The sequence below is a fragment of the uncultured Winogradskyella sp. genome, from assembly GCF_947501905.1.
In the GTDB taxonomy this organism is placed as follows: domain Bacteria; phylum Bacteroidota; class Bacteroidia; order Flavobacteriales; family Flavobacteriaceae; genus Winogradskyella.
In genome coordinates, this window is sequence record NZ_CANMXL010000006.1 from 86,506 (window position 1) to 109,635 (window position 23,130).

Here is a 23,130-nt window from a genome sequence, read left to right on the forward strand (position 1 = left end):
ATCTAATCAATTTGATTTTTTTTTTAACTTTTTTGTTCACATATTTGTCAAGCAATAAAAAAACACGTCAGAGAATTTCTATGTCTCTTTTTTTTTGCCCAATTAACTAACTAACTGACAGAAATTTAAAATAAAGTATGGATGTAACGGCTCAATCGGTCTGGGGCAATTGTCTCTCTTTTATTAAAGATAATATTCAACCACAAGCTTATAAAACTTGGTTTGAACCTATTGTAGCAGTTAAACTTTCCAATAATGCTTTAAGTATTCAAGTTCCTAGTAAATTTTTCTATGAGTGGCTTGAAGAGCATTACGTTAAAATCTTAAAGGTAGCTTTAACCAAAGAACTTGGTGAAGATGCTAAGTTGGTTTATGTTATTAAAATGGAAAATACTTATGGCAACAGACAGCCATTTACTGAGCGTATTCCTAGTTCTAACAGAACAGCGGTAAAATCTCAAGATGTAGACGTACCATTCAACAACAAAAACCCTGAGCTTAAAAATCCATTTGTAATTCCAGGAATTAGAAATGTAAAGATAGAGTCTCAGCTTAATCCTAATTATACTTTCGAGAATTTCTTAGAAGGTGACTCTAATCGTTTGGCAAGAAATGCTGCTATTGCTGTAGCTAACAAACCTGGTGGCACATCTTTTAATCCTTTATTAATTTTTGGTGGTGTTGGTTTAGGAAAAACACACCTTGCGCATGCAATTGGTGTAGATATTAAAGATAAATACCCTGAAAAAACGGTATTATATATTTCTGCTGAAAAATTTACGCAACAATATATAGACTCTGTAAAGAAGAATAATAGAAATGATTTTATTCATTTTTATCAAATTATAGATGTTTTAATTATTGATGATGCTCAGTTCTTTTCTGGTAAAACAGGAACGCAAGATGTATTCTTCCATATATTCAACCATTTACACCAAAACGGAAAGCAAGTCATATTAACTAGTGATAAAGCGCCCGTTGATATGCAAGATATTGAACAACGTTTGTTATCAAGATTTAAATGGGGATTATCTGCTGAATTACAAAGTCCAGACTTTGAAACACGTGTTTCGATTTTAAATAATAAACTCTATCGTGATGGTGTTGAAATGCCAGATGAGATTGTAGAGTATGTTGCTAAACATATTAAATCTAATGTTAGAGAACTTGAAGGTGCTATTATTTCTTTAATCGCTCAGTCTTCTTTCAACAAAAAAGAAATTACTATAAACTTAGCGAAAGACATCGTTGAGAAGTTTGTAAAAAACACAAAACGCGAAGTCTCTATCGATTATATACAGAAAGTAGTTTCAGATTATTTCCAAATGGATGTTAGCACATTGCAATCCAAAACAAGAAAGCGTCATATTGTTCAAGCGAGACAATTGGCAATGTTTTTTGCTAAGAAATACACAAAAGCTTCATTAGCAAGTATTGGTTCTCAAATAGGACAACGTGATCATGCTACTGTACTGCATGCCTGTAAAACTGTAGATAACTTATCATCTACTGACAAGCAGTTTAGAAAATACGTAGAAGATTTATCTAAGAAGTTAACCCTGTAATTTTTCAGAATTATTTATGTCTTCCAAACCATCAAAAAGTAAGGTTTTAATGGTTTGCTTAGGTAATATTTGCCGCTCTCCATTGGCTCACGGTATTCTAGAGTCTAAATTGTCAAACGATCATTTTTTTGTTGATTCTGCAGGTACAGCTAGTTATCATATTGGTGAGAAACCAGACCATCGTTCAATTACTGTAGCTAAATCTAAAGGTATTGACATTAGCAAACAAAAAGCAAGACAGTTCATTGAAGCAGATTTTGACAGATTTGATATCATTTATGCCATGGATAAGTCTAATTATGATAATATATTATCGCTGGCTCAAAATGAAGAAGATAAGCGTAAAGTAAGACTTATACTAAACGAAAACCCATCAATAACTAACAAAGCTGTTCCTGACCCTTATTGGGGGAACATGTCAGATTTTGAATATGTTTTTGAGATTTTGGATGAGACTTGTGAGATAATTGCTAAGAAATTACTTATATAGATAATTTATGTTTGGTTATATTTGAAATATGAATCCCAAAGGCAAACTCTACCTTATACCTACCCGACTTGGTGATAATCCGCCACTAGAAGTTTTACCGCTATCAATAAAAAAGATTATTGAACAACTCGATGATTATATTGTTGAGAACGAAAAAACAGCAAGACGTTTTATAAAACGTGTAGTCCCTAATAAATCTCAACCTAGTTTAAGACTAAAAGTCTTAAATAAATACACACAAGATTCTGAACTTAATTCTTTTTTAGACCCGTGCTTAAATGGTATTTCTATGGGTATCATATCTGAGGCTGGCTGTCCTGCAATTGCAGATCCAGGAGCAGATATCGTTAGTATTGCTCATGAATTAGATATTAAAGTTGTGCCGCTTGTTGGGCCTTCTTCAATTCTACTCGCATTAATGAGTTCTGGAATGAACGGGCAGAGTTTCGCATTTAATGGCTATCTCCCAATTGATAAGCAAGAACGTAAACAACAAATTAAATTATTAGAAAAACGTTCTTTGGAGTTAAATCAATCACAATTGTTTATAGAAACACCTTATAGAAATAATCAAATGCTGAGTGACTTAGCAACAACACTAAATCAAAACACAAAGGTATGTGTTGCGTGTGATTTGACATTGCCTACAGAATACATTAAAACAAAATCAGCTAAAGCATGGAAATCTAACACTGAAGATTTTCACAAGCGTCCAGCAATGTTTATAATCCAAAGAGATTAGATACGTGCTTTAGCACGTTTATCCGCCTTTACAAAAGAAGTATCGTAACCAGCAAAGCGCTTCATGTAATACCTTACTGTAGTGCCATAACCATCAGCAAAATTATTAGATCCGTAACTTCTCAAGAATTTCTTAACACTTCCTGCTCCTGCTAAGTGTGCAGCTGCTAAAATACCAGATTCAGTAACTTCTACACCACCTATTCTCTTACCTTCAAAACGACTAATATCTTTTCTTAAAATCCATTTATTTCGCTTTGCATTTGCCGTAAATGCTTTTTCTTGCAACTCTGGTGTGTTCAAGAAGTAATTAGGATTATAAATACCTATCATTTTTAGGGTTTCTTTCCCAAATTGGTATTTTCCTAAATACCCAAAAGTGTTAACAGAGAAATAATTTCCTTGAGACTCTTTAAAAGCCAAAGCTTCTTTAAAGGCTTCAAATGATTTCCCTAAATATGGTGTAAATACCTGCTCATCTTCTGGTTGAGACGTTTTCTCAACCATAGCAATTTCCTTAGGCGCATTAAAGTCCAATTCCAAACCATGAGTAGAATACTTCTCATAATCTAAAGTTGTAGGATACAATGCTAATGCAATAAGAAGACAAATTGCAAAAGGAGCTATAACGTTAGATATTATTTTTTTTAACATAACAGTAAATTTTAACTAAAGTCGTATTGCAAATACTAACCTTTCAAAATTCGCTGCAAAGATAGGTAAAAATATTTTTTACTGAAAATCAACACCTTAAACTCGACTAAAAGTAAATATAATGGGCTTTTGCACCATTTTTTCCGTTGAACTCCAAAGTAGGCATTGGCACTTTTATAGTGTTAAAAACGCTAAAAAGGGTTTTGAGTACGTTAGAATTTGTTTTTATACGTGTTAAATCGATATCCAGACTCAAGTAAAACTGGCGGTATCTATCTTGGTTTGGGAACGATAAATTATCATTACTACCCGTAAGCATTCCGTTTGCACCATAACCAACCGCAAAGTTTAACCAGTTAGGAATAAAGTCTGTTTTTAAAAAAGAATTTAGATTAAAACTCAACCAATACGTTTGGCCATTATAATCTTTAAGAAACTCCTCAGTGAATCCATTCCCTAGTTTATCAGGATTTAAAGCTGCAAATTCTGTTCTACTAAACGAATATTTTAAAGCTATACGTTGTTCATGCCACAACAATTCTTGTCCAACATATAATCCCGTTCCGCTTGCATTCGCTAACATATCACCCCATGAAAACCCCCATTCTTGTGAAAAACCATCAAAAACCTCAACAGCAGTCAAAAAAGAAAGTCCTAAAGTAGCGCCATATATAAGTTGGTCTTTTTGCGATACACCAACCCAATTTAATGACTCAGCACCTACTCTACCCAATTGATAAGATGCATATACATGCCCCAGCTTATCCATTTGTAGCCATTGGCTATTATCATTAGTGGTTCTGAATTTTGAACGGTCAAAATCAGCATACCATAATTGATCTAAACCCACTAAAGTTAATGTAGCCAAAGAAGCTTGGGAAATGACTAAAGCGTTTCGTCTTGGTTTATTTAGCGAATCACTTGGTTTTAAGAAGGAATTGATTTTTGATTGCCCATACCCAATAGAGCATAAACAAATAGTAATCAATATTGAACAAAAAACATTTCTCAAATTACTTTTTTATACCTTTTTGATCTAAATATCTATGATAAGCTCGAGCATTACTATTATGCTGACTTAAGCTTTTTGCAAACCTATGAAATCCTGGCTTTTTAGGATCTACAGCAAAATAGTAATAATTATGTTTTTCATAGTTAAGCACAGCATCAATAGCAGATAAGTCAGGCATTGCTATTAACCCTGGTGGAAGTCCAGCATATTTATAGGTGTTATACGGAGAATCTATCTCTTTATGAACATTAAGTACTCGACGTATAATTTTATTTTTGTATTTGGGTAATTTATAGGCTGCAAATTTTAGCGTTGGATCAGCATCTAATTTCATTCCTATTTTTATTCTATTAATATATACTCCTGCCACTCTTGGTTGTTCTACTTTTTGTTTTGATTCTTCATAAACTATAGATGCCAATGCAATGACCTCATTTTTTGAAAAACCCAGAGCTTTTGCTTTCGCTAACCTATCTGCATTCCAAAATCTATTGTATTCTTTGTACATCCGTTCTACAAAACCTTGTGCAGATGTATTCCAAAAGACCTGATAACTATTAGGCAAATACATACCCAAAGCTGTCTCTGTTTTAAAGCCTGCTTTAGATAAGAAACTTTCATCTTTCATAGCTTTTAAAAGACTTAGACTATCTACTTCGATTTGAGAAGAAATTCGTCCAGCTAAATTTTCTAAAGAATTCTGATTATTAAAAGATAGTTTTATAGCAATGTTATTACTTCGGATAGAGTTAATAATCTCATTGTTATTCATGCCTTTTTTTATCTGATACTTTCCAGCTTTAACATAAGCGATATACTTTTTTTGCTTTGCCAAAGCATCAAAACTGTCAATATCATCTAGCAACGGCATTAGTTTTTGCCTTACTTCACGGTAAGTATCTCCACTAGAGATATAGATATATTTTGAATCTTCTTCAAAATTAGTATTTGGACTAAACATTGCATTGTAGAAATAATAAGCAATTGCTCCAAAAGCAATTAAACCTATTATAGCTATAGCCCAAAGTATCTTTTTTATATACATATTAGTTATTTATAAGTTGAAGAAGGTACTCGTTTTTAAAGCCTTCGTTAGTATAATTCCAATCGTTTTTTAATCCTATTCTTTTGAAACCTCTATTTTCAAAAAGCTTAAGGCTATTTATATTATCTGCAGAGATATTACAATATAACTGGTGCAGATTCAATTTTGTGAAACAATAATTTACCAGTAAATCAAGGGCTTCATGCCCATGCCCTTTTCCTCTATTTTCCGCTTCAGCAATAACAATTCCTATACCTGCTCTTTTATTTTTAAAATCAAAATCAAAAATATCAATCAAGCCTAAGGTCTTATTATCGTAATTAGAGATTACCAATCGCAGTTGTTTTGCTTCATAGATATCTTGATGTGCATTTTCTAGATATTGCTGAATCAAAAAGCGTGAATATGGTGTTTGCGTATGACTTAACTCCCAAATGTTTTCGTTGTTTTCAACCTCATATATAAAATCTAAATCTTCTTTTTCTAAAGCCCTGAGATATGTATGCTTACCTTTTAGAGTTACCATGAAATTTCGCCTTTAAAAACCTGTGTTGCTGGGCCAATAAGCCAAATATTATTGTAATCACCACGCTCTGAAACATCAAAAACAATTTTGAGTTCTCCTCCTTGAGTCTGTAAATCTACTTCCTTGGATGTAGTCTTTCCGCTTTTGTGCATTGCCAGCGCCACAGCAGTAACACCAGTACCACAAGATAGTGTCTCGTTTTCCACACCACGTTCGTAAGTTCTTACTGCAAAACTATTCTTGGAGGTTTGCTTGACGAAATTAATATTAGAACCTGCTTCATTGTAAGGTGCTCCATATCGTATTGCTTCACCATTATTTTTAACGTCAAAATCTTTTAAATTGCCTACCAATTCTACATGATGCGGAGAACCTGTATCTAAAAACAAATGGTTTTCAAAAGTTTCGATATGAGAAACATCTTGCATTTGCAATCTCACAATACCATTTTTAATTTCAGCTTTATGAAGACCATCAATAGCTTCAAAAGTAGTTGTTCTATCTATGACGCCAAGAAATTTTGCAAAAGCAGTAATACATCTTCCTCCATTGCCGCACATACTACTTTCGTTTCCATCGGCATTATAATACACCATTCTAAAATCTTCTTCAGGGTGGTTTTCTAAAAGAATTAATCCATCTGCCCCAATACCAAATCGGCGATCACATAGCTTGGCAATATTTTTGCTGTTAGATTTATCAAATAATAACGACCTATTATCTATGATAACAAAATCATTGCCCGTACCCTGATATTTATAAAAATTGAGTGTCATAATTACTGGCAAATATAAGAATAAAACACCTTAAACTATGTTGTTAAATCGTAGTTAAAGTTGAATATAAAAATCAATAATTCGATAATTTTAAACGTTAAATAGAATAACTAAAAACTGAAGAATATGAAGAAAATTTTAACATTAATATGTGTTTCTGCATTAGGCGGCTTATTAACCCTTGGTGGCTATAAACTATTTGTTGAAGAAGAGCAAGTTCAAGTTGCAACCGACAATAACACACAACTTCCAGTATATATACCTACATCTACAAATAATGCCTTACTAACAAACACAGAACGACCAGATTTAATTACAGCGGCAAACAAAACTATTGATGCGGTTGTCCATGTAAAGAATACACAGATTAATCGAAGTCCTCAAACATGGGGTGATGTTTTTAGCGGACGTGCTCCTGAACGCAGACAACTTGCCGGTGCAGGTTCTGGTGTTATAATTTCTCCAGACGGACATATCATTACAAACAATCATGTTATAAGAGGTGCTGTAGAAATTTCTATTACACTCAATGATAATAGAACTTATATGGCAGAATTAGTCGGCACAGACTCTAAAAACGATATTGCATTACTAAAAATAGACACCGAAGAAAAATTACCATTTGTGGCCTTTGGAAATTCAGACGCAACTCAAATTGGTGAATGGGTTTTAGCAGTTGGCAATCCTTTTAATTTAACCTCAACAGTTACAGCCGGGATTATTAGTGCTAAATCCAGAGACTTATCTGGCGGACAGTCATTTATTCAAACAGATGCTGCTGTAAATCCAGGGAACTCAGGTGGTGCTTTAGTAAATATCAATGGTGAACTGGTAGGTATTAATACAGCTATCTCTTCCCAAACAGGCTCATATGTAGGCTATTCTTTTGCTGTACCTAGCAATATTGCTCGTAAAATTGTCGAAGACATAATGGAATTTGGTGATGTACAAGATGTGATTTTAGGTATTTCTGCATTAAGAAGAGATACAGATGAAGCTAAGAAATTAGGTGTTGATGAAATACAAGGCGTATATGTTAGTGAAGTTGACAGTAAATCTGGCGCTGCAATTGCTGGAATAAAGCCTGGAGATATCATTAAAGGGTTAGACAACATTGAGGTTACTAAATTTTCTGAATTGTCTGGCTATTTAAAAACTAAAAGTGTTAATGATGTTGTCAATGTAGAAGTGTTAAGAGGAAATGATTTAAAAACAATTCCTGTTACACTTACAAAAAGGGATGATATTTATGTTGAATTTATGGATATACAGTTTAAAGATATTCCTGAGAAAGTTAAAAATGAGTATCCTGAAACTTATGATAGTGGCGCACTAGTTATCGAAAATAAAAATCAATTCTTAGCTCAAAAAGTAGGGATAAAAAGAAATTATGTGATTACTGGTATAAATGGTAACAAAATTGAATCCACAAAAGATATTAAAGCGCTTTATGATAAATATGGAAATGATTTTAATGAAAATCTAAAAAGCATAGAGTTTATTGACACATATGGTCAAAAGAAAGAAATTATTTTCAGGTAAAACAATCTAAAAACACCAATAAATTAAACCCTTTGAAATATATTATTTCAAAGGGTTTTTATTTTTGTAAAAATGCGCTACGAAAACGTTTGAAATATATTATTTTTGCCGAAAATTTAGAAAGTATAATTGATAGCTTTCAAATTAAAAAACAACAAAACACACAACACAATGCCCGTAAAAGACACTTACGAAAAAGAATTAGCTTTTCAAGCTGACAGACGTCGCGCAACTGTAGAGTTTATTAAAATCTTAAACGATTTATGGTATGATAAGTCAATTGAACTGGTTATTTTCAGAAATCCATTAATTGACAGAACAGTAAGCGATATTTTAAACCTACATGAATATGCTGGAGAATTTGTTCAAAAACCAATTTCAATTTTTGATTCTGTTGAGATTGCTAAAGCAATCAATCAGCTTGACTTGCCACCTGCGAAATTAGATATTGGTAAATTGACTTACGAGTATCACTTAGAAGACGAAAAATTTAGCAACGCATTAAGCTTTGTCGCAGATAAATTAAAAGATGCTGAAGATAGTAATGGTATTGCACCAAAAGATGTTGTACTATATGGTTTTGGACGTATAGGTCGCTTACTTGCTAGAGAGTTAATGACTAAGACCGGTAAAGGCAGTCAAATGCGATTAAGAGCTATTGTAACCCGTGGTGCTATTGATGCTACTGTTTTAGAAAAAAGAGCATCATTATTAAGAAATGATTCTGTTCATGGTGATTTCTCTGGTACCGTAACTGTAGACGTAAAAAATGAAGCTTTAATCATTAACGGAACTACAGTAAACATCATATCGGCCAATGCGCCAGAAGATATCGACTATACTAAATATGGCATAAGCGATGCTTTAATCATAGATAACACTGGTGCTTTCAGAGACAAAGAAGCTTTAGAAAGACACTTGGTACCAAAAGGTGCAGACAAAGTATTATTAACTGCTCCAGGAAAAGGTATTCCTAATATTGTACATGGTGTTAATCATTTAGAGAACAATCCAGATAAGATTAAGATTTTCTCAGCGGCATCTTGTACAACTAATGCTATTACACCAATATTAAAGGCTATCGAAGATTCTTATGGTGTAAAATCTGGTCATTTAGAAACAATTCATGCCTATACAAATGACCAAAACTTAGTAGATAATTTTCATAAAAAATACAGAAGAGGTCGTGCTGCAGGACTTAACATGGTAATTACAGAAACTGGCGCTGGAAAAGCAGTGAGTAAAGCATTGCCATCTTTAGAAGGAAAACTAACTTCTAACGCTATTAGGGTTCCTGTACCTAATGGGTCTTTAGCAATTTTGAATTTAGAACTTGATAGAGAAACTTCTGTTGAAGCTATGAATGCTATCATGAAAAAGTATGCACTTGAAGGTGATTTGGTAGAACAAATCAAATACGAAATGAGCGATGAGCTTGTATCTAGTGATATTGTTGGAAGCTCAGCACCTTCAATCTATGACAGCAAGGCAACTATTGTAAGAGCTGATGGTAAAAATGCCGTATTATATATCTGGTACGATAATGAATATGGCTATAGCCATCAAGTTATTCGTTTAGCTAAATATGTATCAAAAGTAAGACGCTACACTTATTATTAGATTTATATAATCTAAAGTAGACGTTTCAACGTATATCAATAGCCTTACAATTTGTAGGGCTATTTGTTTATAGAAACTCAAGAAATATTGTTAAAATCCCTATATTGGACATGTCTTAACCTAACGCAACCAAAAATGAAAAATGCAACCAAATTAATAGTCTTATTAGCTTTAATGCTAAACTACTCTTTTACTATTGCCCAAGAAACGACACAGAACGAAGAATTATCATTAGATAGTGGTACTATTGATAGCCAGTTTGAATATATATTCAGGAAATCAGGAAATTTTAAAGGGACTAACGGTCAAAAATACGAAGCTGTAAAATACAGTTCTTTACTAACTTTAAAGGCACATGTTTTAGACTCACTAAAAACAACTTATGCCAAATTGAATAGTTCTGAAAAAACAGTTAATAATCAAGCTAAAGAAATTGAATCTCTAAAATCTCAGCTTAGCAATACACAAACAGAACTTACAAATACAAATGCCGAAAAAGACAGCATGTCTCTATTTGGTATGCAAATGAGTAAAACGGGTTATAATGTTTTAATGTGGGGTATTATTGCTGGCTTATTGGCTTTAGCTTTATTATTTGTTTTTCGTTTTAAAAGTAGCAACTCCTCTACTAAAGCTGCTAAGCGTAAATTAGAAGAAGTCGAAGTCGAATTTGAAGAACATCGTCGTGTGGCATTAGAGCGCGAGCAGAAAGTAAGACGTCAATTACAAGACGAAATTAATAAAAATAAATCTTAATAGCATTATAGAATAAATCAAAATCCGTAATTTACAGTTACGGATTTTTTTTATGACTATACGCAAAGCAACCATAGACCATCTCGGAGACCTCATTCCATTGTTTGATGGTTATAGAACATTTTATAAGCAAGAAAGCAACTTGCCAAAAACAAAACAATTTTTATTAGAGCGCTTAAAAAAAAATGACTCTGTTATTTTTATGGCATATTTAGAAGATAATCCTGTTGGCTTTACACAACTTTATCATTTGTTTTCATCAGTGTCCATGGAGCGCATGTATTTACTTAACGATTTATATGTGTCTGACTACTGTCGCGGTAAAGGCGTTGGAGAAGCGCTCATAAATAAAGCCAAAGCACTTTGTATAGCACAAAAGCAAAAAGGTATAGCCATACAAACAGCACATGATAATCCAGCACAAAATTTATATCAACGATTAGGTTTTGAGCCTGACTCTGATTTGCATTTCTTTTGGACCAATACACATTAAATACAATGGCAAAAAACAAAACAGTAGAAACTGAAAAAGACGTTATCGAATTTATTAATTCTTACGTAGACAACGACTTAAAAAAAGCTGATAGCTTACAACTCATAGAACTATTGACAAAATGGTCTGGCTTTGAGCCCAAAATGTGGGGACCAACAATTATTGGTTTTGGCAGTTATCATTATAAATATACTAGTGGTCATGAAGGCGATGCCCCATTATTAGGCTTTTCACCAAGAAAAACAGCATTTTCATTATATGTGTATTCTCCCACTGAAGAGCATAAACCCTTGTTAGATGACTTGGGGAAATTTAAAATGGGAAAAGCATGCATATATGTAAAAAAACTTTCAGATATAAATATCGAAGCTTTAAAAAAAATCAGCCTAGCATCAATCGCATATCTAAATGAGCATCATGAATGCGCTTGTAGGAATTAACCAGAAAAAATATCAATTATTTCTTATTCACTATCCTTAGTAACAAGCTGTTATGCTTAAATAAGCTTACAGATTGGTTTTATTTTGACATAACATAAACATTTATGATATGAAACATATAACTACTTTGTTCCTGATTTTTGTCTTATTCTTCTCCTGTGACGATGATGACGATACTATTTCAATTGGTCTTCTAGCAGAACATCGGGGTATATACATCAATGATTTTTATACTGCTGGTATTTTAGGAAACAGCGCACTCGAGGACGATTTATTAGCTTGGGTAGACGTCAACGATTTTACAGATATATATCTATATAATATTGGAGCCGCTCTTGGAGATGGCCTTGATGATGACTTACGTGCTTTTGTAGACAAAGCGCATAATCAATCACCATATCTTAAAGTGTCTTTTGTCTCTGCGGGTTTTGGTGATTCTTTTACAGAGATTGAAGGCTATCATGATGGACGCAAAGACAATAGACCAGATGGTATAGTTAGTGAAATTGAATTCTGGAACGGCAGTATGAATTTTGCGGATAACTATGCACCTTGGATTGATAAGATTAATGACTTAAAATTCACGCCACCACCAGGAGATACAACACCACTCAATGCAGGTGTTACTCGTCAATTTTATATTGGTAAGATTAAAGACCCAGGATTACCACCAAGTCTAGCTATAGCAAAAGAATTAGTCATGCATCATGACGAGATTTTCTTAACCAACTACCATAATGATGCTTGGTTACTATCTGGCTCTACATTAGAAAACTCTATAGTAAATAAGCTGAATTTACTAGCGCAAGCTGGAATGGAACTTAACAAAGAAGTAAATATTGTTATTCTATTTAATGTATTTCAATCGTCGCCATCTCCAGAAATATGGGATTACTTTTCAACAACTGGTATGAATAACGAATTTGAAAATGCATTTGTAGAATGGAGCGAGGATTTTGACGCCAGTACGGATATTACTAATAAAGAATACATAAACCTTAAAGGCTTTGGCATCTATCGATATAGTGATGCTTTGAATGCAAGACCCTAGATAAGCTTCCTTTTTTGTATTAATGATTGCAGGTTGACATTGTAGTCATTTTCTAATAACTTCGTTTACTTATGCTGAATAAGTCGAAGTAGTAAAACTGATTCTATTCTAGAATCTAGATTATTTATTTTGGTAATTAAGTAACAATACCATGATAACTTCTACTTATCATATGTGATTTATATATTTGACTATCAATTTTATATAAAAATAAATGATTGACTTTATAAGAGACATTTTTTCATTCGCTAAAGATAAATCTACATCTATTGGATTGAAAGCTGGAATAGTAATTACTCTTTTTGGTTTATTAGTTTTCTCTGATTATGCCTTTAACCTTACCTATAATTATTACGTTAATAATAAAACTGAACAGTTAATTAAATTAAATCAACTAAAAGTCATTTATGCAGAAAATTCGTTGGAACTAAAAAAAATTAGACTTACTGAGAAAAGGATTTTAAATCAAAGACATTACTCTGAAGTCTTAAATGAGTTTTTAGAAAGTTATTCAAAGCAAAAGATTACAGTTGAAAATCCAATCATTAAAAATGAGAACAAAGAAGAAAGGAATAGTAAGCGGTCATTATTTTGGATGGTATTGTCATCAAACTATTTTTTCATATTACTTATACTAGTATTATTAATATTACCATTTACAGGTAGTATTCATCGTGAGATAAAAAATATTCTTGGTTCCTTAGCTGCTATTATAATTTTAATGGGTCTTATATCTTTAATCACTTGGATAGCTTATAAAATTCCATTGATATACAATAGACCCTATTTGAATTATGCACTGAACTTTATTATACATTTTCCATTGTTATATTTTGCTTATCGCTCAAGTAAAAATTAAACTGTTAATTCCTACATTAAAGATAAATTACTAAAAGGGAATATCTAAATCCCATTTCCCAATTTCCAAGATTAATCGCATCTTTGCAAAATGCGTATAGATATTATCACTGTTTTACCAGAACTCTTAAAAAGTCCTTTTGAGGCCTCTATACTCAAACGTGCGATAGATGCAGGTTTGGTTGAAGTTCATTTTCATAATCTTAGGGATTACACAACAGACAACTACAAATCTATAGACGACTACCAATTTGGTGGCGGTGCTGGTATGGTTATGATGATTGAGCCTATAGACAAATGCATCACAGGCTTGAAAGCAGAGCGTAATTACGACGACATTATTTATATGACGCCAGATGGTGAGCGTCTAAACCAAAGTATTGCCAACCAAGTGTCCTTAAAAGAAAACATTATTATTCTTTGTGGCCATTACAAAGGTGTAGACCAACGCGTCAGAGATAAGTTTATAACTCGCGAAATTTCTATTGGGGATTATGTGCTCTCTGGTGGAGAGTTAGGTGCTGCAGTACTTTGCGATGCTGTGATACGTTTAATTCCTGGTGTTTTGGGTAATGAGACTTCAGCATTAACTGATAGCTTTCAAGATAATTTGCTAGCGCCTCCAATCTACACAAGACCAAGAGAATACGATGGCATGAAAGTCCCTAAAGTACTATTTAGTGGTAACTTTGGTGAAATAGAAAAATGGCGCGAAGAACAAGCTTATCAACGTACCAAAGAACGCCGACCTGATTTATTAGATGATTAAATAATAAATCATGGATGTTCTTACAGAGCTAATACTTAGAAATATAATTTGTAGTTCTTTAGGAAAATACTCAAGATACTATTTCTTTAAACTTACTGGAAAAAAGAAAAGTTTGAATCAAATCAAAAATCAGAGTTTTTTAAATGGATTAGTAGGTTTGATTGTCTTTGTATCTATATCAGTGATTTGCGCTTACATTTATTTCTCTGTTTTCTAAAACAAAATTTCAGAATAATTAGGTAAAATACTTCTTAACTTTTTACTTTAAACTTTTTTACTTTTCACTTTATATTATACACTTTTTAACTATCTTTGCACCCAATTTTAGATTAACCTCTGGCGAGAATCGTGAATGTTGGTTTGAATTAACTATTATAAACAAAATAACATGGAGTCTTTAGTAAAATTTGTACAAGACGAGTTTGTAACAAGAAAAGATTTACCGGATTTTAGTGCTGGTGATACAATTACTGTATACTACGAAATTAAAGAAGGGAACAAAACACGTACACAGTTCTTTAGAGGTGTTGTATTACAACGTAAAGGAAGTGGAACTTCTGAGACATTTACTATTCGTAAAATGTCTGGTACTATTGGTGTAGAACGTATTTTCCCAGTGAACTTACCTGCGCTACAAAAAATCGAAGTTAATAAGCAAGGTAAAGTACGTAGAGCTCGTATCTTCTACTTTAGAGGTCTTACTGGTAAGAAAGCAAGAATTAAAGAAATCAGAAAATAAGCCTTTAATAGCTTGCCAAAAATATTTAAAAGCCCTGATTCTCAGGGCTTTTTTAGTTATTAACTTTTGTTAATAACTGCGGTTTATAAATTGTGAATATCTACTGTGTTAAAAAATTTGGAATTCTTAACTAAAAATATACTTTAGCTAAACAATTGACAACGAACCCAGTTTGGTTTTGAATTTATTTTCAGATTTATGTTAAATTGTAACAGAGTAACGTTCTTTGTTTAATGAGATTTTTTCAGTTGCGGAACAATCTGTGTATGCAGACTAGTGAAGTAACTAACTTAAACTAAAAAATAATTTAGGTTATTTTTTTAGATTAATGATAGGTTTTGAAAAGTAAGTACTACTTGTAGTGACGAAAAGTAAAGACAGGACGCCCAAACATTGCTATTGCGAAAGTAAAGGTTAATGATAAAGCGGACTAAAAAATCTCTTGAGATGTGAACTAACAGGTCAATACATTTTGAAAGTTATGAAGCATTTCGATAGAATCTGAAATACTTGAACTGAAAAAGATGAGGGTTTTGCCCATCAGCTGAGTTAGTGAAAACTAAATAGGTCATGTAGAGTACGTTTCTAAAAAAGCCATGTCAACATCAGTTTACTGAATGATATGGCTTTTTGTTTTTATATTAGCCTAATGAATCTTCCTTTTATAGACAGTAAAACATTTCAACAAAAAAACTACACTACCTCTATACTACCTAAAGGAGAATATGATACCTGCATTTTTGTTAGCTGTAACTTCGAAAACTCTGATATTTCAAACAATATTTTTATCGAATGTGAATTTATAGACTGTAATTTTAGTAATGTTAACGTTATGCATACACAATTTAAAGATGTAGAATTTAAGCAGTGTAAATTGGTCGGTGTACAGTTTAATAATTCTAATGACTTTTTGAGAGCTTTCAATTTCACAGATTGTATATTAGATTTTGCGTCATTTACTAATACAAAAATAGACGGTACTCATTTTAGTACAAGCAAATTAATCAGCACTGATTTCACAAATACTGAAGCCAAAAAAGTTGCTTTTAAAGATTCTGATTTACAAGATGCTATCTTTGATAATACTAATTTAGAGCAAGCCAACTTTTCCTCGGCATATAACTTCAATATTATACCTTCTAAAAACAATTTAAAGAAAGCCATCTTTCATGAAGAAAATCTTTCAGGATTACTCCATTCTTCAGGAATTATAATAAAATCTTAATTTATTAAATACAATAAATTCTAGCTTTACACAACGCCTAAGATTTTGTATATTTGCTCGGCTAAAAAACAGCCTTTAATACTCTAAATAGCATACACAGACATGACAAAATCTTCTACTATTTTTTATACGTTAACAGATGAAGCACCAGCTTTGGCAACACGTTCGTTTTTACCAATTGTAAAAGCGTTTACAAAATCATCAAACGTAAATATAGAAACCAAAGACATATCACTTGCAGCAAGAATACTGTCTGCTTTTCCAGATTTTTTAACTGAAAAGCAACGCGTGTCTGATGCTCTAGCAGAACTTGGTGAGCTAGTAAAACAACCTCAAGCTAATGTTATAAAGTTACCTAACATTAGTGCTTCTGTTCCACAACTTACAAATGCTATTGAAGAGTTACAAGCTAAAGGTTATACCTTACCTGATTATCCAGACGAGCCAGAAAATGATGAAGAAAAAGCAATCAAAGCTCGATATAATAAGATTAAAGGTTCTGCTGTAAATCCAGTGCTTAGAGAAGGAAACTCAGATAGACGTGCGCCTAAAGCCGTAAAGAATTACGCTAAGAAAAATCCACACAGAATGGGCGCTTGGTCATCAGATTCTAAAACTCATGTGGCGACAATGACGCATGGAGATTTTGCACACAACGAAAAATCTGTAACTATTAATGGTGCTACAAACGCTAAGATTGTGCATACAGATGCTAACGGAAATCAAACTGTTCTTAAAGATAATCTAGCATTATTAGATGGTGAAATTATTGACGCTACAAGAATGAGTCAGAAAGCATTGATTTCATTTTTAGAAGCGCAAGTAAAAGACGCAAAAGAGAATAATGTGCTGTTTTCTTTACATATGAAAGCAACAATGATGAAGGTCTCTGACCCTATTATTTTTGGTCATGCTGTAAGAGCTTACTTCAAACCTTTATTTGAAAAGCATGCAGATACATTTGAAGAAATAGGTGTCGACGTTAATAATGGATTTGGAAATCTTATCGAAAAATTAGAAGAAGTTTCAGACGCTAAACGTCAAGAAATCGAAACAGATATTAAGTCTGCTTTTGAGAACGGACCAGATTTAGCAATGGTAAATTCTGAAAAAGGAATTACGAATCTTCATGTGCCAAGTGATGTTATTATTGATGCTTCGATGCCTGCAATGATTCGTACTTCTGGACAAATGTGGAATGCTGAAGGTAATCAACAAGATACCAAAGCAGTAATTCCTGATAGTAGTTATGCAGGTATTTATACAGCTACTATAGATTTCTGTAAAAAACATGGTGCATTCAATCCAACGACAATGGGAACTGTACCAAATGTTGGACTTATGGCTCAAAAAGCTGAAGAGTATGGTTCTCATGATAAGACTTTCGAAATATCTTCTAATGGAAAAGTAGATGTTATTAATGCTTCTGGAACGGTTTTAATTTCTCATAATGTTGAAGTTGGAGATATTTGGAGAATGTGTCAAGCAAAAGATGCGCCAATACAAGACTGGGTAAAACTAGCAGTTACTAGAGCAAGAGCATCACAAACGCCTGCCGTTTTTTGGTTAGATAAAAATAGAGCTCATGATGCAGAATTAATTAAAAAAGTAAATAAATACCTTCCAAATCATAATACTGAAGGTTTAGATATTAGAATTTTATCGCCTATAAAAGCCACTGAGTTTACACTTGAACGTGTAAAAGATGGAAAAGATACCATATCAGTTACAGGAAATGTACTTCGAGATTATTTAACGGATTTATTCCCAATTTTAGAATTAGGGACAAGTGCAAAAATGCTATCTATTGTTCCGTTAATGAATGGTGGTGGATTGTTTGAAACTGGTGCAGGTGGTTCTGCACCAAAGCACGTACAACAATTTGTAACAGAAAATCATTTGCGTTGGGATTCTCTTGGAGAGTTCTTAGCACTTGCAGTATCTCTAGATCATTATGCAGATTTTACTAATAATGAAAAGGCAAGAGTTGTAGGTGAAGCTTTAGATGATGCCACTGAGAAATTATTGCAAAACAAAAAAGGGCCTTCTCGTAAGGTTAATGAATTAGATAACAGAGGAAGCCATTTTTATTTAGCATTGTATTGGGCAGAAGCTTTAGCAAATCAAGATAAAAATGCAGATTTAAAGCAAGAGTTTTTTCAAGTTTTTAAAGGATTACAAGAAAATGAATCTCAAATTGTTGAGGAGTTAAATACCATTCAAGGCAACTCTGTTGATATTGAAGGCTATTATTATCCTAATGAAGTATCAACTAGTAGCGCTATGCGACCAAGCAAAACACTCAATACAATACTCAATTAAACTTAAGTTAAAAAAGCCTCATCTAAAATGGGGCTTTTTTATTTTTACATAAAAACAAATTGATGAGAAAATTCCTATTAGGAAGTCTTATATGTATTCTTTTTTCGACATCTATAATTTCTGCCCAAAACAAGTACACCTTAAGCGGAATTATTACAGATAGTAAAACCACAGAAACCCTAATTGGTGTTAACGTTATAATTCCAGAATTAAAAAATGGAACCGTAACAAATGAGTATGGCTTCTACTCTATTACTTTAGATGAAGGTACTTATCAAATACAGATTAGCTACTTAGGTTTTAAAACCATAACGCAAACTTTAGAGTTAAATGCAGATAAAACATTGAATTTTAAACTTGAAGAGTCTGCAGAGAGTTTAGAGGAGGTTATTATTACTGAAGATGTTGAAAAGCTAAATATCCGAAAGCCTCAAATGAGTGTTAATCGTCTCTCTATAAAGACTATAAAACAAATGCCTGTTGTCTTAGGTGAAGTAGATGTCATAAAATCTATTACATTACTTCCTGGAGTAACTAATGCAGGTGAAGGTTCATCAGGTTTTAATGTCCGTGGAGGTTCTGCAGATCAAAACTTAATTCTTTTAGATGAAGCTACAATTTTTAATTCTTCGCATTTATTTGGTTTCTTTTCAGTATTCAATCCTGATGCCATAAAGGATATTAAACTCTATAAAGGCGGAATTCCAGCAAAGTATGGTGGTCGTGTATCATCAGTTTTAGACATCTATCAAAAAGAAGGTAACAATCAAGAGTTTCATCTTAACGGTGGTATTGGTTTAGTATCAAGTCGTCTTTTGGCTGAAGGTCCAATAAAAAAAGGAAAAGGCTCTTTCCTCCTTGGTGGGCGTAGTAGTTATGCACATTTATTTTTACCCCTATTCGACCTTGATAACATTGCATATTTCTATGATTTAAACACCAAACTTAGTTATAGATTAAACGAAAAAAACAGCATTTATTTATCTGGATATTTTGGACGTGATGTTTTTAGCCTTAGTGATACGTTTGAAAACACTTATGGAAATACAGTGTTAAATTTTAGATGGAATCATTTATTTTCTGATAAACTCTTTTCAAACTTATCAGCAATTTATTCAGATTATTTCTATGGTTTGGAGTTAGATTTTGTTGGTTTTGATTGGGAATCAGGGATTACAAATTTCAATATCAAGTATGATTTAAAGCATTACATCAGTGATAAATTCAAGCTAGAATATGGTCTTAATAGTATTTATTATAAGTTTAATCCAGGCGAGATTCAACCTATTGACGAGAATTCTGGTATTAACCCAGATAAACTTATAGACAAATATGCATTTGAAAATGCGTTATATATAGACGCCGAGCATAAATTATCTGATAAGCTTTCGGTGTCTTATGGCGCGCGCCTAAGTACTTTTCATAGATTAGGGCAAGACGAGTTAAATGTCTATCAAAATAATAACCCTGTAAGTTTTAACCAACAACTTCAGATTTACGAGAAGGCAGAACCTATTGGTACAGAAACATTTAGTAGAAGTGATATTTTAGAGTCTTTTGCAAATATAGAACCTAGAGCTTCTGTAGCTTATCAATTAAATGAATCTTCTTCAATAAAGGCTAGCTATAATCGTTTATCTCAATATTTACATTTGCTTTCTAATACAAGCTCTCCAACACCACTGGACGTTTGGGCGCCTAGTGGCAAGTTTATAAAACCACAGCTTTTAGATCAAGTCGCATTGGGTTATTTCAAGAATTTTAATAACGATGCTTACTCACTAGAAGTAGAAACTTTTTACAAAACCATTAAAAACCGTATAGATTATATTGATGGTGCAGATTTAATTGCCAATGATGCTATTGAGCAAGTCATTTTAAACGGAGAAGCAAGAGCGTATGGATTAGAAATTTTATTACGAAAAAATGAAGGTCGATTAAAAGGATGGTTAGCATATACTTTGTCTAAGTCTGAACAACGCACTCCAGGAAGAACACCTTTAGAAACAGGTATAAATAATGGTGAATGGTATAATACACCATGGGACAAAACTCATGATATAACACTAACTGGGTCTTACGAGCTTAATAAAAAATGGAGCATAAATAGTAATTTCTTATTCCAAACCGGTATACCAGCTACATTCCCAAATGGACAATATCAATTTAATGGACTTACTATACCAGTCTTTGAAGCTAGAAACTCAAGTCGCTTAACAAGTTATCACAGACTTGACCTTTCAGTAAATTACAATCCAAAACCAGATTCCGAAAAGAAATTTAAAGGACAATGGGTATTTAGTCTTTATAATATTTACAACAGACGTAATGCCACAAGCATAACCTTTAGAGAAAATAGAATGACAGGCAGAAATGAAGCCACTAGATTTGCCATTTTTGGTATAGTCCCAGCAGTAACCTATAACTTCCAATTTTAAGATGAAAAAGATTATAGTAATATTAATAATAGCGGTCATCACATTTTCTTGTGAAGATGTTATAGAAGTAGATTTAAACGAAGCATCACAAAGATTAGTTATTGATGCAGGTATTAATTGGTTTAAAGACACTCCAGGTAATGAGCAAAGTATACGACTATCATTAACAGCGCCTTTTTTTGATGAGGATGTCCAACCGGCAAACGGTGCCATAATATCTATATCAGATACAAACGGAAATACTTTTAATTTTATAGAAGATGGAGTTACTGGTATTTATAGGAATTCAAATTTCATCCCAGTTATAGATACTACATATATACTTTCCGTTTTTTATAATAACGAACTTTACACAGCAACAGAAACACTTAAGTCTGTAGTGCCAATAGATTTTGTTGAACAAAGAGATGATGGTGGTTTTTTAGGTGAGGATATAGAGTTAAAAGCTTTTTACACAGATCCAGCAAATATTGAGAACTATTACTTTTTCGAATTTATAAGTGATATTCCTGTAATTCCAACCTTAGAAGTATACGAAGATAGGTTTACTGATGGAAATCAGATTTTTGGTTTTTATACCGAAGAGGACTTACAAGCAGGAGACCAAGTAACAATTCGTAATTATGGTGTCTCGGAGCGTTTCTATCAATTCATGTTTACACTTTTACAACAAGGTAGTGAGGACAACGGTGGCCCTTTTGAAACTCAACCAGCAACCGTAAGAGGTAATTGTATAAATCAAACTAATCAAGATAATTTTCCTTTCGGATATTTTAGATTATCCGAAGTAGATGAAGTTGTTTATACTGTTCAATAAATAAATTATTATTTGGGCGTTACCATAACAACACATATTGTTATGGTCGCGTTATACACTATATCTTTTGCTATGCAAAAGGATGCCGTTTCTATCGCTAACGCAAACAAATTCATTATTTTTATACAATGAATTTCGAAAAAACTACAGAAAAAGATTCCAACTACAATAATCTCGAAAACATGTCTGTTAATGAGATTATTACTAATATTAATAATGAAGATAAAACAGTAGCTTTAGCTGTAGAAGAAGCACTTCCTCAGATTGAAAGTCTTATAAAACAAGTTGTAGAAAAACTCAAAAATGATGGCCGCTTATTTTACATAGGTGCTGGTACTAGCGGTCGTTTGGGTATCTTAGATGCGTCAGAATGTCCTCCAACATTTGGAGTATCTCATGATTTGGTTATTGGTTTAATTGCTGGCGGAGATTCAGCTATAAGAAAAGCTGTTGAATTTGCAGAAGATTCTAAAGAACAGTCTTGGGCAGACTTAAAAGCATATAACATAACTGATAAAGATATAGTTGTTGGCATTGCTGCTTCTGGCACAACGCCTTATGTACTCCATGGGCTCAAGAAATGTAATGAACAAAACATAGTCACTGGATGTATTGTTTGTAATCATCAAAGCCCTATTTCTATAGAAGCAAATTATCCTATAGAAGTAATCGTAGGTCCAGAATTTATAACAGGTAGCTCAAGAATGAAAGCTGGTACAGCACAAAAACTTGTTCTTAATATGATTACTACTGCAACTATGATTCAGTTAGGTAAGGTCAAAGGAAATAAAATGGTAGATATGCAATTGAGTAATCACAAATTAGTAAATCGAGGTACACAAATGCTAGTAAAAGAACTTAATATATCTGAATTTAAGGCAAAAGAGTTATTAGACAAATACGGTAATGTTAGAGAGGTAATAAAACATTTAAAAAATGGAAGAAACTAAGCGCACAGATAAAGACATATTAAGCAAAGGTATTCGCATTATGATTATATGTCTAATTTTAATGTTTAGTGGTCCTACTGCACTACATATTGCATTCTCAAATAAAGAAAAACCACTTTACATTCCATTAATAATATTAGGAATCTTATTATGCCTAGGAGCAATTATAACATTGTTCAAAGGCATCCAAACAATCATGGATAGTTTGTTTGGCAAAAAGAACAAATAACAACTTTCATCTATTCTCAAAATTTATTTTCATTTACTTATTTATAAAAACAAAAAAAGACCCAATCGTTAG

General features: G+C 32.7%; 23 protein-coding genes. 18 read left to right on the forward strand and 5 right to left on the reverse strand.

Annotated elements, in window-relative coordinates; translation table 11 throughout:
* Positions 1–137 precede the first annotated feature (137 nt).
* The 3 genes from dnaA to Q0770_RS13835 are packed head-to-tail and all read left to right on the forward strand — an operon-like array spanning position 138 to position 2,797.
* The gene (gene dnaA, locus Q0770_RS13825; RefSeq protein ID WP_299117955.1) at positions 138–1,565 is read left to right on the forward strand and encodes a chromosomal replication initiator protein DnaA; all 1,428 of its coding nucleotides are present in this window, start codon (positions 138–140) and stop codon (positions 1,563–1,565) included.
* Positions 1,566–1,581: 16 nt separating this feature from the next.
* Positions 1,582–2,055, forward strand: a complete 474-nt coding sequence (locus Q0770_RS13830) for a low molecular weight protein-tyrosine-phosphatase (protein ID WP_299117956.1) — start codon at positions 1,582–1,584, stop codon at positions 2,053–2,055.
* Between the two features lie 28 nt (positions 2,056–2,083).
* On the forward strand, positions 2,084–2,797 hold the full coding sequence (locus tag Q0770_RS13835; protein ID WP_299117957.1) for an SAM-dependent methyltransferase: 714 nt from the start codon (positions 2,084–2,086) through the stop codon (positions 2,795–2,797).
* Here the strand turns inward: Q0770_RS13835 and Q0770_RS13840 are convergent.
* From Q0770_RS13840 to dapF, 5 genes are all read right to left on the reverse strand, one after another.
* A complete protein-coding gene (locus Q0770_RS13840; protein WP_299117958.1) occupies positions 2,794–3,450 on the reverse strand; it encodes a peptidoglycan-binding protein LysM in 657 nt (218 codons plus the stop codon). The two genes, Q0770_RS13835 and Q0770_RS13840, sit on opposite strands and share 4 nt — an antisense overlap.
* Positions 3,451–3,556: 106 nt before the next feature.
* On the reverse strand, positions 3,557–4,438 hold the full coding sequence (locus Q0770_RS13845; RefSeq protein WP_299117959.1) for a DUF2279 domain-containing protein: 882 nt from the start codon (positions 4,436–4,438) through the stop codon (positions 3,557–3,559).
* Between the two features lie 25 nt (positions 4,439–4,463).
* Entirely contained in the window at positions 4,464–5,507 is a 1,044-nt protein-coding gene (gene mltG / locus Q0770_RS13850) for an endolytic transglycosylase MltG (protein ID WP_299117960.1), read from the reverse strand.
* 1 nt (position 5,508) lies between these two features.
* Entirely contained in the window at positions 5,509–6,033 is a 525-nt protein-coding gene (locus Q0770_RS13855) for a GNAT family N-acetyltransferase (RefSeq protein WP_299117961.1), read from the reverse strand.
* Positions 6,027–6,809 (reverse strand): diaminopimelate epimerase, encoded by a 783-nt coding sequence (gene dapF, locus Q0770_RS13860; RefSeq protein ID WP_299117962.1) that lies wholly within the window; start codon positions 6,807–6,809, stop codon positions 6,027–6,029. Before dapF ends, Q0770_RS13855 begins: the two co-directional genes overlap by 7 nt.
* Positions 6,810–6,935: 126 nt before the next feature.
* On the opposite strand from dapF, the gene Q0770_RS13865 reads away from it, so the two are divergent.
* From Q0770_RS13865 to Q0770_RS13935, 15 genes are all read left to right on the forward strand, one after another.
* The gene (locus tag Q0770_RS13865; protein ID WP_299117963.1) at positions 6,936–8,351 is read left to right on the forward strand and encodes a trypsin-like peptidase domain-containing protein; all 1,416 of its coding nucleotides are present in this window, start codon (positions 6,936–6,938) and stop codon (positions 8,349–8,351) included.
* Between the two features lie 171 nt (positions 8,352–8,522).
* Positions 8,523–9,971, forward strand: coding sequence for a glyceraldehyde-3-phosphate dehydrogenase (locus tag Q0770_RS13870; RefSeq protein WP_299117964.1), 1,449 nt, complete (start codon positions 8,523–8,525; stop codon positions 9,969–9,971).
* Between the two features lie 135 nt (positions 9,972–10,106).
* Entirely contained in the window at positions 10,107–10,727 is a 621-nt protein-coding gene (locus Q0770_RS13875) for a tRNA (guanine-N1)-methyltransferase (RefSeq protein ID WP_299117965.1), read from the forward strand.
* 52 nt (positions 10,728–10,779) lie between these two features.
* Entirely contained in the window at positions 10,780–11,220 is a 441-nt protein-coding gene (locus tag Q0770_RS13880; RefSeq protein ID WP_299117966.1) for a GNAT family N-acetyltransferase, read from the forward strand.
* Positions 11,221–11,225: 5 nt separating this feature from the next.
* Entirely contained in the window at positions 11,226–11,660 is a 435-nt protein-coding gene (locus Q0770_RS13885; protein WP_299117967.1) for a DUF1801 domain-containing protein, read from the forward strand.
* 109 nt (positions 11,661–11,769) lie between these two features.
* Complete coding sequence (locus Q0770_RS13890; protein WP_299117968.1) at positions 11,770–12,711, forward strand: hypothetical protein; 942 nt, start codon at positions 11,770–11,772, stop codon at positions 12,709–12,711.
* Positions 12,712–12,925: 214 nt separating this feature from the next.
* Positions 12,926–13,570 (forward strand): hypothetical protein, encoded by a 645-nt coding sequence (locus tag Q0770_RS13895; RefSeq protein WP_299117969.1) that lies wholly within the window; start codon positions 12,926–12,928, stop codon positions 13,568–13,570.
* Between the two features lie 90 nt (positions 13,571–13,660).
* Positions 13,661–14,338 carry a tRNA (guanosine(37)-N1)-methyltransferase TrmD gene (trmD, locus tag Q0770_RS13900; protein WP_299117970.1) on the forward strand — a complete coding sequence of 226 codons (678 nt, stop codon included), beginning with the start codon at positions 13,661–13,663 and terminating at the stop codon, positions 14,336–14,338.
* A gap of 388 nt (positions 14,339–14,726) precedes the next feature.
* A complete protein-coding gene (rplS, locus tag Q0770_RS13905) occupies positions 14,727–15,077 on the forward strand; it encodes a 50S ribosomal protein L19 (protein WP_299117971.1) in 351 nt (116 codons plus the stop codon).
* A gap of 649 nt (positions 15,078–15,726) precedes the next feature.
* A complete protein-coding gene (locus tag Q0770_RS13910; RefSeq protein WP_299117972.1) occupies positions 15,727–16,302 on the forward strand; it encodes a pentapeptide repeat-containing protein in 576 nt (191 codons plus the stop codon).
* A 102-nt stretch (positions 16,303–16,404) separates the two neighbouring features.
* Positions 16,405–18,624: an NADP-dependent isocitrate dehydrogenase gene (locus Q0770_RS13915; RefSeq protein WP_299117973.1), complete on the forward strand. Its 2,220-nt coding sequence runs from the start codon at positions 16,405–16,407 to the stop codon at positions 18,622–18,624.
* A gap of 62 nt (positions 18,625–18,686) precedes the next feature.
* Entirely contained in the window at positions 18,687–21,062 is a 2,376-nt protein-coding gene (locus tag Q0770_RS13920) for a TonB-dependent receptor (protein ID WP_299117974.1), read from the forward strand.
* 1 nt (position 21,063) lies between these two features.
* Positions 21,064–21,879 (forward strand): DUF4249 domain-containing protein, encoded by an 816-nt coding sequence (locus Q0770_RS13925; RefSeq protein WP_299117975.1) that lies wholly within the window; start codon positions 21,064–21,066, stop codon positions 21,877–21,879.
* A gap of 128 nt (positions 21,880–22,007) precedes the next feature.
* Complete coding sequence (murQ, locus tag Q0770_RS13930; protein WP_299117976.1) at positions 22,008–22,829, forward strand: N-acetylmuramic acid 6-phosphate etherase; 822 nt, start codon at positions 22,008–22,010, stop codon at positions 22,827–22,829.
* Positions 22,816–23,058 carry a DUF6095 family protein gene (locus Q0770_RS13935; protein WP_299117977.1) on the forward strand — a complete coding sequence of 81 codons (243 nt, stop codon included), beginning with the start codon at positions 22,816–22,818 and terminating at the stop codon, positions 23,056–23,058. The genes murQ and Q0770_RS13935 overlap by 14 nt, the downstream gene beginning before the upstream one ends.
* The last annotated feature ends 72 nt before the right edge of the window (positions 23,059–23,130 follow it).